Annotated in this window: 10 protein-coding genes; 7 read left to right on the top strand and 3 right to left on the bottom strand. The window is 36.7% G+C overall.

What is annotated here, in order from left to right; genetic code table 11:
* From PEDSA_RS09715 to PEDSA_RS09705, 3 genes are all read left to right on the top strand, one after another.
* Entirely contained in the window at positions 1-1590 is a 1590-nt protein-coding gene (locus PEDSA_RS09715) for a complex I subunit 4 family protein (RefSeq protein ID WP_013632984.1), read from the top strand.
* Between the two features lie 3 nt (positions 1591-1593).
* Positions 1594-3063 (top strand): NADH-quinone oxidoreductase subunit N, encoded by a 1470-nt coding sequence (locus tag PEDSA_RS09710; protein WP_013632983.1) that lies wholly within the window; start codon positions 1594-1596, stop codon positions 3061-3063.
* 144 nt (positions 3064-3207) lie between these two features.
* The gene (locus tag PEDSA_RS09705) at positions 3208-5109 is read left to right on the top strand and encodes an amidophosphoribosyltransferase (protein WP_013632982.1); all 1902 of its coding nucleotides are present in this window, start codon (positions 3208-3210) and stop codon (positions 5107-5109) included.
* 452 nt (positions 5110-5561) lie between these two features.
* Here the strand turns inward: PEDSA_RS09705 and PEDSA_RS09700 are convergent, their stop codons facing one another.
* The gene (locus PEDSA_RS09700) at positions 5562-6191 is read right to left on the bottom strand and encodes a LysE family translocator (RefSeq protein WP_013632981.1); all 630 of its coding nucleotides are present in this window, start codon (positions 6189-6191) and stop codon (positions 5562-5564) included.
* A 218-nt stretch (positions 6192-6409) separates the two neighbouring features.
* Between PEDSA_RS09700 and PEDSA_RS09695 the strand changes: the two genes are divergently transcribed.
* Positions 6410-6856: a deoxycytidylate deaminase gene (locus tag PEDSA_RS09695; RefSeq protein WP_041537389.1), complete on the top strand. Its 447-nt coding sequence runs from the start codon at positions 6410-6412 to the stop codon at positions 6854-6856.
* Positions 6857-7218: 362 nt separating this feature from the next.
* Here the strand turns inward: PEDSA_RS09695 and PEDSA_RS09690 are convergent, their stop codons facing one another.
* Positions 7219-8664, bottom strand: a complete 1446-nt coding sequence (locus tag PEDSA_RS09690) for a M20/M25/M40 family metallo-hydrolase (RefSeq protein WP_013632979.1) — start codon at positions 8662-8664, stop codon at positions 7219-7221.
* Between the two features lie 107 nt (positions 8665-8771).
* Here PEDSA_RS09690 and guaA point away from each other — a divergent pair, with 107 nt between their 5' ends.
* From guaA to PEDSA_RS09675, 3 genes are all read left to right on the top strand, one after another.
* On the top strand, positions 8772-10304 hold the full coding sequence (guaA, locus tag PEDSA_RS09685) for a glutamine-hydrolyzing GMP synthase (protein WP_013632978.1): 1533 nt from the start codon (positions 8772-8774) through the stop codon (positions 10302-10304).
* Complete coding sequence (locus PEDSA_RS09680; protein WP_013632977.1) at positions 10261-11517, top strand: ABC transporter substrate-binding protein; 1257 nt, start codon at positions 10261-10263, stop codon at positions 11515-11517. Before guaA ends, PEDSA_RS09680 begins: the two co-directional genes overlap by 44 nt.
* Positions 11518-11607: 90 nt before the next feature.
* Positions 11608-12771 carry an RsmB/NOP family class I SAM-dependent RNA methyltransferase gene (locus tag PEDSA_RS09675; protein WP_013632976.1) on the top strand — a complete coding sequence of 388 codons (1164 nt, stop codon included), beginning with the start codon at positions 11608-11610 and terminating at the stop codon, positions 12769-12771.
* A gap of 19 nt (positions 12772-12790) precedes the next feature.
* Here PEDSA_RS09675 and PEDSA_RS09670 read toward each other — a convergent pair whose 3' ends face one another.
* Positions 12791-13369, bottom strand: a complete 579-nt coding sequence (locus tag PEDSA_RS09670) for a hypothetical protein (RefSeq protein WP_013632975.1) — start codon at positions 13367-13369, stop codon at positions 12791-12793.
* Positions 13370-13431 lie beyond the last annotated feature (62 nt).

Here is a 13431-nt window from a genome sequence, read left to right as displayed (position 1 = left end):
ATGGGTTTATTATCATTATTAATTTTTATTCCATTACTGGTTGGCATCATCATTATGATTTTGCCCTCTAAATTAGATAAGAATTTTAAATATATTTCTGTAGCGGTTTCTGCTTTTCAATTGATATTGTCAAGCTACCTGTATTTTAATTTTAAGACAGGGCAGGCGGGTGTCGATCAGTTATCCGGATATCAGTTTACAGAAAGTCTGGAATGGATCAGGTTAAATGCCGGTAGTTTTGGAACATTACAGATTGACTATTTTATAGGTGTGGATGGTTTTTCAATTACCCTGGTTTGGCTGACAGCTTTGGTAATGCTGATAGCCAGTTTATCATCATGGGAAATTACAACGAATAAAAAAGGATATTTCGCTTTATTGATGCTGTTAAACACTGCAACAATAGGAGTTTTTTGTGCTTTAGATATCTTTTTATTCTACGTTTTTTACGAGCTTATGCTATTGCCTTTATACTTTCTGATAGGAATGTGGGGCGGGCCAAGAAGAGAGTATGCGGCAATCAAATTTTTCCTGTACACCTTAATCGGTTCGGTATTTATGCTTTTGGTCATTGCAGGACTGTATTTTTCTGTGGTAGACCCGGTTTCAGGAAATCATACTTTCAACATGGTGCATATGATGAATCCTGCAAATTATCTTCCGGATTCTATATTCTCCGTGTTATCTAATACCGATATTTTAGGGATTCCGGCAAGGACACTGGCTTTCATTGTCGTATTTATTGCCTTCGCCATAAAAGTACCTGTTTTTCCATTTCATACCTGGTTACCCGATGCACACGTTGAAGCGCCAACACCAATTTCTATTATCCTGGCGGGGATTCTTTTGAAAGTGGGAGGTTACGGAATTATAAGAATCGCCTATAGCATTTTCCCTGAAGTTGCGACAGATTTATCTTTTTATGTAGGACTTTTAGGCGTGATATCGATTTTATACGGAGCTATGGTTGCATTGGCCCAGGCGGATTTAAAACGTCTGATAGCCTATTCTTCGGTTTCCCATATGGGATTCGTATTATTGGGATTGGCCTCTATGACTCCCGAAGGAATTAGCGGAGCAATGTTGCAGATGATTTCTCACGGATTTCTTTCTGTGATGATGTTCTATGCTGTAGGCGTAATCTATGGCCGGGTACACGACAGGTATATTTATAATTTCAGAGGCTTAGCATCGCATATGCCGAAATTGACATTCTTTGTGACAATTGCATTCTTTGCTTCTTTGGGTTTGCCTGGATTCTCTGCTTTTATCTCTGAAATATTTACATTGATAGGGGCTTTCAAATCAGAAAGCATTAACGGATTTATTCCACGCTGGATGGCTATTGGCGGAGCTTTGGGGATTTTGTTGGGAGCGGCTTATTTGTTGTGGACTTTGCAAAGAATGTTTTTTGGAACATTACGTTTAAAAGAAGAATCTTGGTTAAGCGCATTAAAGGATTTGAATGCAAGAGAAATCCTGACTTTTACACCCTTGGCTATTTTAGCATTGGTTTTGGGAATAATGCCATCGTTGGTTTTTGATGTAATTAATGCATCGGTAAACCAATTTATAACGCTGTTTAAATAGATAATGATAGAGAATTTTAACATATCAGGTTCCATACAGAATATCGTTGATTCGATACCTTTTTTAGCTCCCGAGTTTATATTGGTAGCCGGGTTTCTAGTGGTAATTGTCCTGGATTTGTTTGTAAAGAGATCTGAAAAGCTGGTTTTCTTTATATCCTTATTGACCTTTATTCTGGGAATTTGTTTTTCAATAGCTCAATTTGCCAGGGTAGGATCAGACGGGATTGCTTTGTTTGCTGATATGTTGGTTTTGACCAAAAAAGGTATTCTTTTTAAAATCCTGATTTTAATAGGAGCTGTTTTTTCAGCTGTTTTTTTTAATAATGATAAAAGAATCCTGGGGCATGCTAAAGGTGTTAACGATTTTTTTTCGGTATTTATAGCTACTATTTTGGCTATGCTGATTTTAGTAACGTCAGCCAATTTGTTAATTGTATTTATTGCAATTGAAATGCTCTCTTTGGGATCATACATTATGGTCTCTTACACTGCTGAAAAAAGCCAGCAAATGGAAGCTGGAATGAAATACATGTTGTTTGGTGTTACTTCTTCTGCGATTATGCTTTACGGTATTTCATTTATTTATGGATTTAGCGGATCTCTTAACCTTTTGGACGGAAGCGTTTTTAACGGACTTAATGAGGTGCCCCCTATAGCCAAAAATCTTATCATTATATTTTTTGTAGTGGGAATAGGTTTTAAACTGTCTGCGGCTCCATTTCATTTCTGGACACCGGATGTTTATCAAGCTGCCCCAACTTCGGTGACATCTTTCCTGTCGACGGTACCAAAAGTTGCGGTTTTCGGATGGTTATATAGTATCAACAATCAATTTCATCTGGTAGGAGAAATTTACCTGCAGGTTATATTTGCTTTGGCAATTTTGTCTTTGCTGGCAGGAAATGTTCTTGCCGTCTTCCAAAATGATTTGAAACGTCTGTTGGCATATTCTGCCATCGGTCATACGGGTTTCATGCTAATGATTTTTGTATTGCCGGAAACAGATGTATTCCACTCCCTGTTTTTCTATTTATTGGTATATATTGTAACCAATATTGGAGCGTTCCTGGTGCTTTACCATTACGAAGAAAAATATGACGCACTTTCTTTACAGAGCATCAAAGGTTTAGGAAAAGCAACTGTATTGGCTTCCACGGTTTTGATTATATTTCTGGTTTCCTTAATTGGATTACCTCCAACCGGAGGGTTTATAGCAAAATTTATTTTATTCTCAGAACTTATTAATCAACCGCAGATAGCACCATACGGAACCTGGTTGCTAATTGTAGCAGTAATAACTACTGTAATTTCACTTTTCTATTATTTTAAAATACCACTTAACCTCTTTTTAAGAGAAGGCGAAGAACAGTCCATAAACTGGTATAATAGGAAGCTGGTCTTTTTGCCCGTTGCATTTGCCATTTTAATAATCTTATTGGGAATTTTTCCGTCTGTTGTTAAGTTTTTTTAGGGGATTTATTCGGTTTAGCAACTTCAAACTGGTTGATGTTTAGATTGTCACATCCCACTTACAAAGAAATGTGATGAATCTGACGTTTTTCCTTTTACAATCTTAATGGAATTTATAATTTTGTGAGCTTACTAACGAGCTTCAATGAGCGATTCTATTAAACACGAGTGCGGAATAGCATTCATACGCCTACTAAAACCCTTATCTTATTATCAGGAAAAGTATGGTACGTCTTTATACGGCCTGAATAAGCTGTATTTGTTGATGGAGAAACAGCATAACCGTGGTCAGGACGGAGCTGGTATTGCAACCATAAAGTTAGATGTAAAACCGGGGAACAGGTACATTAGTCGTTACCGTTCTATGGAAAGAAATGCGGTGCAGGATATCTTTACTTATGTAATGAAAAAATTTGCAGCAGTAGAGAAAGAAGACCCAACACTTTTGCAGGATGCCCAATGGTTAAAAGACAATGTGAGTTTTACCGGAGAAGTGCTATTGGGACATCTTCGTTATGGTACACATGGTAAAAATAGCATTGAGGCTTGTCATCCATTTTTACGTCAGAATAACTGGATGTCTCGTAACCTGGTTGTTGCTGGTAATTTTAACATGACCAATGTTGATGAACTTTTACAGCAATTGTATGATTTAGGTCAGCATCCGAAAGAACAAGCAGATACAGTTACAGTATTGGAGAAAATCGGACACTTTTTGGATAATGAAAACCAGATGCTTTTCGATAAGTTCAAGGAACAAGGATACGATAATGTAGAGATCTCTCAGAAAATTGCGGATAATCTGGACGTATTAAAAATCCTGAGAAGATCTGCGAAAACGTGGGACGGTGGCTATACAATGTCAGGTATTTTTGGTCATGGCGACGCGTTTGTAATGAGAGATCCAGCCGGAATTCGTCCTGCTTTTTATTATCAGGATGATGAGGTTCTGGTTGCTGCATCAGAAAGACCGGCTATTCAAACTGCATTCAATGTTAAAATCGGGCAGGTAAAAGAAATTAAACCCGGACATGCATTAATTATTAAAAAGGACGGAACTATTACAGAAGAAATGTTCCGCGAACCTTTAGAGAAAAAGGCATGTTCTTTCGAAAGGATTTATTTTTCGAGAGGAAGTGATGCTTCTATCTATCAGGAAAGAAAAGAACTGGGTAAATTATTAACTCCAACAATTCTGAATCATGTGGATCATGATTTGGAGAAGACAGTATTTACTTATATCCCAAATACAGCAGAAGTTTCTTTTTATGGCTTAATGGAAGGCTTACATGCCTATAATCGCCATAGACAAAAAGAAGCATTGTTGAATAATGACAATTTAACTGAAGAAGAGTTAGACAGGATTCTGAATCTGGCGCCAAGAGTGGAGAAACTAGCTATTAAAGATGCAAAATTGCGCACTTTCATTACTCAGGATGCAGACCGTGGCGATATGGTGTCTCATGTATACGATACTACTTATGGCTTAATCAGAAGAGATGTAGATACATTGGTCGCTATCGATGATTCGATAGTTCGTGGTACAACATTAAAGCAAAGTATTCTTCGAATATTCGACAGATTGGGTCCCGTTAAAATCATTATCGTTTCATCTGCACCTCAAATCCGTTATCCGGACTGTTATGGTATAGATATGAGTAGAATGGGAGAGTTTGTTGCTTTTGAGGCAGCTATTACGATGCTGAGAGAACGCGGGATGGGACATGTGGTAGAAGAAGTTTACGAAAAATGTAAGGCACAGGTAGATTTGCCTAAAGAAGAAGTTGTAAATCATGTAAAAGAAATTTATGCACCTTTTACAGATGAAGAAATTTCTAATAAAATTGCGGAAATCATAACTCCAAAGGAAATTGGAGCTAAAGTAGAAGTGATTTACCAGACTTTAGACAACTTACATGAAGCTTGTCCGGATCATAGAGGAGATTGGTACTTCTCTGGAGATTATCCAACTCCTGGAGGAAATAAAGTAGTAAACCGAGCATTTATGAATTGGGTAGAAGGTAAAAATGCCCGGGCATATATGTAGAGTAAGCTGGAAGTAATAAGTTAAGACTCAAAAGGGTTTTTTGTAGACCTAAAAGATATCGTAATCAGAAAATGGAAGCCGGTAAGTCTTGGTACTTATCGGTTTTTTTATAGTATAGGTTTTAAGTAGTAAGTAATAGGTTGTGAGTGGGTTTAAAAGAGAAAGATATCTGACAATTAAAAACTATTAGTGTCAGTCGACCATAAAATGCTACATGAGTTGTCACCTGAGCAATGCTATTATTGAAGTATATCGTCATGTTGACGTTGGAGAAACTTGCTGCCACAGGCTGGCATCCCACAAGTAAGTTTAAATATCAAGAGCAAATTCGCATGTGAGACCTTCAAGGTGACGTGAAATTTAACTTAATAAGAGGCATTCGTATAGGCTTCGATCCCGACAAGTCGGGAAGCTTGATAAAGTTTGGTTGGCAGGATACTAGTAACTGGCAATTATATCAGCGAATGCGTGAAAATAAGGTTATAGATCAGTCTGAACGCGAAAATAATAATAATAATGCCTGCTATTCTGTTTAATCGCTGGATGGATTTTTCGGTAATTCTATATCTTAATTTGTAAGCGAAATAGGCTTTTAATACATCCATGCCAAATAAGGTCAATAAAATCGCTCCAAAAAACGGAACCATTTCACTGTTTTTAATTTCACCGTTTAACGAATATATACCGCTGGTAACGCTTATCCAGTATAATAAAATAAAGGGATTGAATATACACATGAAAAAACCCTTAAGGAAATAACCAAATTTCCTTTTAGGACAGCTGATTTTTTGATAATCTATTTTTACTTTTTTGAATATATAGAAGCCACCTATACCGAAAAGAATAAGACTTCCTACAATACCGATAGGTACACGATATTGGTTTTCGAATTTTAGAAATGACGATCCGAATAAAGTAATAATAAGATAGATTAAGTCGGAAAGAACAACTCCCAATGCAAGAAAAACACCTGCTTGAAAGCCCTTTTCTATGCTTAATTTAATTAAAGCGAAGAAAGCTGGTCCGGTTAAAAACGACAGCACAATCCCCAATCCAATTCCGGAAAATATGAGCTCTAGCATTTATTTGATGTTTTTAATGAAAACTCTTAATGCGAATATGCAATTTTTAACGAAAAAAATCATAGATAAGTTTATTCCTAATAAAAAAATCACATTAATTCAGTGTTTAGTAAATTTGAAATCACCTATAAAACGAGCTATTTTTGTGCACTTTGTATATTTTAACTTTTAATTTCGACTTCTAACTTTTTATGTCTTTAAGCTTCGATCAAATATTTATGAATCTGGCATCAGATCTGGCGCAGAAATCACATTGTGTGAAAAACCATGTCGGAGCGGTGCTTACCAAAGATACCAGAATTATTTCAATTGGTTATAACGGGCCTCCTGCAGGAACGCATAATTGTGACGAGGAATGGCCTGAGGAGGGATGTCCAAGAGATTCTAAAAATAGTTGTTCTCTAGCTTTACATGCCGAAGAAAATGCCATTCTATACGCTGTGAAAAATGGCGCTCAAATACAGGGAGCCACTTTGTATACTACATTGTCTCCGTGTATCTCCTGTGCGAGATTGATCTATGCTTCTGGAATACAAAGAGTGTTTTATAAATATTCGTACGCCGCCTATAAAGGATTGTCTTTGGATGAGGGAGTAGAGTTTTTAAATAAGTTTGGAGTTCAATGTAATAAATTGGAAGATCGTGAATATCGTGAAGTTCATTGAGTTCCTTGGTTCCTTGGTTCATTAGTTCATTGAGTTTACGTTAGTTAGTTAGTTAGTTAGTTAGTTAGTTGAGTTCGATTATAAAAAGGCTATGAGAGTAATGCCAAAAGAGATTGCTTCGTTCCCGAATCAGGTTCGGGACAGGCTGTACCTCCTCGCAATGACAAAAAATAGGGGCGTCTTCCGAATTTACTTCGGAACTAAACATGAAATAATGTCCAAATCACTCAAAAACAATGAAATATTAATCGAATCTCAGGTTAGTTCCCCGAAGGGGTATCCAAATGGAAGCCTTTGGCTCCTTCTGCAGTTAGTTCCCGGAAGGCGGTGCCTCTAGATAAGATAATTATTAAATTACTGGACTAAGAAAACTTGAGATTTTTTAAAAAATAGTAATAAAAGGTAATACCTTCTTTGTATTCCTTAATGGCTATTCTTTCATTTATACCATGTAAACCTTCTAAATCAGTAAATGGAACAAAACGGAATACCTGTGGAGTGATTTCGCCAAAGTATCTGCTGTCGGTAGCCCCAATCATTAAAAAAGGTGCTACAACAATGTCCTTCCTGAATGAAGATAGGGTACTCTGTAAATATAGAAATGTGCTATCGTTTAAATTAGCTATTTGCTGAGGATTGGTTTTGTTTGCACCAACGCTGATTTTCACCAAATCGTTTGCGATTACTTTTTTAAGATGCGAAAGGATATCTTTTTCACTCGAATTTGGCAAAGTACGTAAGTTAATTGTAGCATGAGCTTCGCCGGGAATTAAGTTTTCTTTCACACCTGACCGGAAGACGGTAAATGCTTGTGTTGTTCTAATAGATGCATTTCCCGCAGGTGTTTTACTATAAATATTCCTAATTATAGGGCTAAATAACCAACGATTTGCCATGGCCATTTTACTGGTGAAAGGAAGCTCTGGGCCTACGTAATCCATAAACGAATTGACTACGCCATTAAGTTCGCTTGGAAAAGGATTCTGTTTAATTTTAACAATTGCATCTGCCAGTATATCAATAGCCGTGTTTTGTGCGGGCATGGAAGAGTGGCCTCCTTCTATACTGGTTTCCAGTTTTACAGTAAGGTAACCTTTCTCTGCTATACCCACGACTGCAGCGGTTTTTTCCAGATTAGGAACTTTAGTATTGGTAATCATTCCACCTTCGTCCAAAACCATCTTTGGAATAATATTTTTCTGTTTAAACCAACTTACAATTGCTTTGGCTCCATTTTGTCCGGTTACTTCTTCATCGTGTCCGAAAGCAAGGTAAATGTCGTTCTGAGGAATAAAATTTTCTGATAATAACATTTCTACACTTTCTAAAATTGCCATCAGGCTTCCTTTATCGTCTATAGCTCCACGGCCATAAACATATCCGTCTATCACCTCACCCGAAAAAGGATCAGCTTTCCAACTTTTCAATGTCGATTCTTCAACAGGGACAACATCCTGATGAGCCATTAATACAAGCGGACCACCTTGTTCTTTACCTTTCCAACGAAGTAAAAGACTTAAGTTATTTATCTTAATAAGTTCTGTTTTCTCAAAGACCAAAGGAAAAGCTGACGCTAAATAAGAATGGAATCTTAAAAATTCAGCACTATCTGTTTTAGTAGAATCATCATAAGAAATAGTTTTGAAACGAAGTGCTTCCTGCAAACGGGCTATACTTCCTTTCCTCACATCAACAAATTCGAATTCATCAGCTTCAATTTGTTTACTTTTGAAAGTTATGGTATTGAATAACACGATACAAATAAGTATCAAAAGAAGAGCGAAAACTATTGCCAGAGATGTTTTCATGTGTTATAAAAGGTTTATCGTTTAAAAATGAGAAATCTTTAAGAAATCTAAGCATAATATTTGAAATCATCCATTTAAAATATGGGCTTATTTAATTACTTTTGCGGATGCAAGAGAAAATTCTGATTCTAGATTTCGGATCGCAGTATACCCAATTAATAGCTCGTAGGGTAAGAGAACTAAATGTTTATTGCGAAATCCACCCATTCAATAAAATTCCGGCAATAGATGAATACACAAAAGGTGTAATTCTTTCAGGAAGTCCTTCCTCTGTACGTCAGGAGGGAGCGCCACAAGTGGATTTTAACCAGTTTCATGGCAAACTACCTTTATTAGGTGTTTGTTACGGAGCGCAGTACATTGCACAACATTCTGGTGGCAGTGTTTTACCTTCTGAAATCAGGGAATATGGAAGAGCGAATTTAGATTATATTCATAGCAACAACCCATTGATGAAAGACCTGCCGGCTAAATCTCAGGTTTGGATGTCGCATGGAGATACCATAAAAGAAGTGCCTGCCAATTTCGAAATCATTGCAAGTACGGACACTGTTAAAGTTGCTGCTTATCATGTAAAAGACAGCCAAACTTATGGTATCCAGTTCCATCCGGAAGTAACACATTCTTTAGATGGTAAGACTTTATTGCAGAATTTTATTATAGATATTTGTGGTTGTAGCCAGGACTGGACACCTTTTGCTTTTGCTGATGAAACTATAGCCTCATTAAAAGAGCAGTTGGGAAACGATAAAGTCGTTTTGGCTTTGTCCGGCGGGGTGGATTCTTCGGTAGCGGCTTTACTTTTGCATAAAGCTATCGGAAACAATCTGTACTGTGTGTTTGTTGATAATGGGTTACTGAGGAAGAACGAGTTTGAATCGGTACTGGAATCATACAAAACTTTAGGTCTTAACGTTAAAGGTGTAGATGCGAAAGACCAGTTTTATGCAGCATTGAAAGGTTTAACAGATCCTGAAAAGAAGAGAAAAGCAATTGGCGGTAAATTCATCGATATCTTTGATGCAGAAGCTCATTTAATTCAGGATGTGAAATGGTTGGCTCAAGGTACTATATATCCGGATGTAATCGAATCGGTTTCGGTTAACGGAGGTCCTTCGGCAACAATCAAATCTCACCATAATGTGGGAGGTTTACCAGATTTCATGAAATTGAAAGTGGTAGAGCCACTAAGGTCTTTATTTAAAGACGAAGTAAGGCGAGTAGGTAGAGCTTTAGGCTTACCAGAAAATATTTTAGGTAGACATCCTTTCCCTGGTCCGGGTTTGGGAATCAGAATTTTGGGAGAAGTAACTCCGGAGAAAGTGGCTATCTTACAGGAAGCGGATTATATTTATATCGAAAACCTTAGAAAAGCAGGTCTTTACGATAAAGTATGGCAAGCGGGTACAATTTTCTTACCAATACAGTCTGTTGGAGTAATGGGAGATGAGCGTACTTATGAAAACGTAGTTAGTTTAAGAGCTGTAGAATCTGTAGATGGTATGACGGCAGACTGGTGTCATTTACCTTACGAGCTATTAGCAAAAATTTCTAATGAAATTATTAATAATGTTAAAGGAATTAACAGAGTTGTTTATGACATCAGTTCGAAACCGCCAGCAACAATTGAGTGGGAATAGAAAACACATATTATTTTTATTAGTCTTGTTTTTGGCAGCATGTTCGCCAAAAACAAGACCTACTACAAATCTACCATCAGGCTCCGGTCAGGAGAAAAAAGAAAATAAGCAAACCGAAGTAGTAAAGGAGAAGAAAGCAGAGAAACCAGAAATGGTTGTTTCTTTACTGCTGCCTTTCGAACTGGATGTTATTAACTACCGTATTGCGAAAAAGCAGGATTTAAGTAAGGCTGAGTTAGCCATTGATTTTTATCAGGGTTACAAAATGGCCTTGGATTCTATAGCAAAAACTTACGGAGGTAAATTCAAATTTCAGGTTTACGATTCTAAAGATAATATTACATCTCTTAGTAATTTAGCCAATAAAGCAGGAATTAAAAACTCTGATCTGATTGTTGGTCCTGTTTTCCCTAATGGTATTAAGACTTTTTCAGAATATAGTAAATCAATGCAGAAACTAATGGTTTCGCCCTTGGCAGCAACCTCTGCTGATAGCTTTAATAATCCTTACCTCATCAGTATAAATAATTCTATTGAGCAGCATGTTACTAAAGCGGTAGACTTTATCAAAAGTAATTTGAAGCCTAAGAAAATAGTTCTGATCAGAAGCGGGCAAGAGGGAGAATATAAATATGCAGTCCCTTTTAAAAAGGAAGTTTCAGAACTGTCAAAACTGATTCCTTTATCGGAAATTGGTATAAAAGCTGTTGGTTACGAAAATGTGTTTAAAAGCCTAACTCCAACGGGGCTAAATGTGATTGTATTACCTTCTACAGATAGGAATTTCTTATTGTCGATAACAAAGGAACTAAGTAAACTGACAGCTAATTTCCAGATTGCGGTAATTGGACATCCCGAGTGGGAGAAACTGACTTTTTTGGATGGTCATATCATGCAAAATATTAATGCTTATATTACTTCTTCGTCCAAAATTGATTATAAGTCATCGGCTGTAGATCATTTTGTTAAATCCTATAGAGCGAAATTTCAATTGGAGCCGGGGGAATTTGCTTTTAAAGGTTTTGATATCGGCTTTTTCTTTGGCGGGCTAATGGCCGAAAAAGGAAAAGATTACGGAGATTTCTTAACGAAGGAAGTATACAAAGGCTTACATAACAATATTCACCTGGTGAGAGATCTTAAGTTCGGATATTCAAATAAGGAACTTCTGGTTTTGAAGTATCAGGATTTTCAGTTAAAACGGGTTTATTAAAGAAATCGGATGGTCCATAGTCAATGGTTTATTGTAAACCCGGCCTTCTGAACTTTTTGAGTCTCAATACCCATTACTCAATACCAAATAATGAAAGCATTTCATCAACTATCCACAGTTCAAAATATATTGGCTTCTTATAAAGAAGATCAGCCATTGCATCGTTTCCTTACTCAGTTTTATAAGAGGAATAAGCAAATGGGGTCCAGGGACAGAAAGATTAGCAGCCAGTTGATTTATAACTATTATCGCATGGGAAAGGCTCTAGAACAGTTGCCTTTGCAGGATAGGTTGGTGGTAGCGGAGTTTTTATGTAATCAGGAGAAAAGCACTTATCTGGATTATTATAAACCGGAATGGGTGAAGTATCTCAGCAGTCCTATTTCAGAAAAGATAGACAAGGTGAAAGAAAGCTACCCGACATTTTCTATGAATGATGTATTCCCATTTTCTGAACATCTATCTACTGAAGTGAATAAAGGTGAATTCATAGAAAGTCAGTTTGTTCAACCAGATCTTTTTGTCAGGGTAAAACGGTCTGCAACAGCAGACTTTGAATTTAGGCTGAGACAACAGGAAGTGTCTTACAAGAAGCTTTCAGAAATAACCTATGCTTTCAAAAATGGCGCAAAGCTGGATCAAATAATCTTAGATAAAGGTAGTTTTGAAGTACAGGATTTATCTTCTCAGAAGGTAGGTGACGTATTTAAGCCTCAAAGATGGGATAAATGGTGGGATTGCTGTGCCGCTTCGGGGGGGAAGTCCCTGATGTTATTGGATGAACAGCCAGATATTAAGTTGCTGGTTAGTGACATAAGGGAGTCTATTTTAGAAAACCTTAAGGAACGTTTTATTGAGGCTGGCATTAAAGGATTCCAGGCAAAAGTACTTGACTTAACTCAAAACCCGGCTGTCTTTCTTCATGATTACGAATTTGACGGAATTATTTTAGATGCACCATGTAGTGGTTCTGGTACCTGGGGCAGAACACCGGAGATGATTGCGCAGTTCAGCAAATCGAAAATATCGTTTTTTCGGGATTTACAGCGAAAAATCGCATCGAATGTGATTCCTTTTCTTAAACAGGGGAAGCCATTAATCTATATCACGTGTTCAGTTTTTAAGGAAGAAAACGAAGAACAGACAGATTGGTTATGCAAACAGTTTGGCTTGACTTTAGAATCTCAACAAATTATTAAGGGATATAAGGATAAAGCGGATTCGATGTTTGTTGCCAGGTTGTTGAAAGTATAGTTACAGAATATCATTAAAGTTATCTGACTTTTCCTAGGCCTGCCTTTATTGCAAAGCCATAAAAAGGTCTTTTAGTGTTTATGTTTCCAAATATACTGAATCCAATTTTTGCATATTTAATGGGTGTAAAAATGAGTTCCGTTTCTAGAGGCAGAGAAGGAGTGATGATTTTTTCCTTATTGTAAATAGTAGGGGCGAATAATCCAGATTTTTTTTCTAAAATATTTTCTCCTCTTAATTCTCCTGAGATGGCTCCTATTCCGGTAGTTAATTGTAAGAATAACATGTCCTCTAAAATAAGTTGTTTGCCTATCAGTATGTTGAATGCATATAAGTTTTCCTGAGGTGATATTGGCGACATGATTTTGAATTCATCGTCATATTGAAATTGGATTTTATATAAAACTCTTTTTTTTAAAAGGTTTATGCCGATGTTTTCATGAATTCCGTTGGAATATTTAAATGTGTTGAAGGAGCCTAATCCAATATCAGCCCAATATTTATCTGTTTTGAAATTTATGAACTGCCCACTAGTGCTTTGTGTAACTAATAAAAAATAAAGAATAACAGCATAGGCAATAATTGGTTTATGGGACATAAGTTATGCATATTGTAGTATTTGAATAATACGCTATATTATAATCTATTGCTACAACATAT

The sequence above is a fragment of the Pseudopedobacter saltans DSM 12145 genome, assembly GCF_000190735.1.
Classification (GTDB): domain Bacteria; phylum Bacteroidota; class Bacteroidia; order Sphingobacteriales; family Sphingobacteriaceae; genus Pseudopedobacter; species Pseudopedobacter saltans.
The sequence above is the reverse complement of the archived record's forward strand: the minus strand, read 5'-3'. Positions and strand labels throughout refer to the sequence as shown.

What these genes read in the sequence shown, in the direction of transcription:
- PEDSA_RS09705 (WP_013632982.1), top strand. Translation starts at nt 3,208, where the DNA reads ATGAGCGATTCTATTAAACACGAGTGCGGAATAGCATTCATACGCCTA.
- PEDSA_RS09670 (WP_013632975.1), bottom strand. Translation starts at nt 13,369, where the DNA reads ATGTCCCATAAACCAATTATTGCCTATGCTGTTATTCTTTATTTTTTA.
- PEDSA_RS09680 (WP_013632977.1), top strand. Translation starts at nt 10,261, where the DNA reads ATGACATCAGTTCGAAACCGCCAGCAACAATTGAGTGGGAATAGAAAA.
- guaA (WP_013632978.1), top strand. Translation starts at nt 8,772, where the DNA reads ATGCAAGAGAAAATTCTGATTCTAGATTTCGGATCGCAGTATACCCAA.
- PEDSA_RS09675 (WP_013632976.1), top strand. Translation starts at nt 11,608, where the DNA reads ATGAAAGCATTTCATCAACTATCCACAGTTCAAAATATATTGGCTTCT.
- PEDSA_RS09710 (WP_013632983.1), top strand. Translation starts at nt 1,594, where the DNA reads ATGATAGAGAATTTTAACATATCAGGTTCCATACAGAATATCGTTGAT.
- PEDSA_RS09695 (WP_041537389.1), top strand. Translation starts at nt 6,410, where the DNA reads ATGAATCTGGCATCAGATCTGGCGCAGAAATCACATTGTGTGAAAAAC.
- PEDSA_RS09690 (WP_013632979.1), bottom strand. Translation starts at nt 8,664, where the DNA reads ATGAAAACATCTCTGGCAATAGTTTTCGCTCTTCTTTTGATACTTATT.
- PEDSA_RS09715 (WP_013632984.1), top strand. Translation starts at nt 1, where the DNA reads ATGGGTTTATTATCATTATTAATTTTTATTCCATTACTGGTTGGCATC.
- PEDSA_RS09700 (WP_013632981.1), bottom strand. Translation starts at nt 6,191, where the DNA reads ATGCTAGAGCTCATATTTTCCGGAATTGGATTGGGGATTGTGCTGTCG.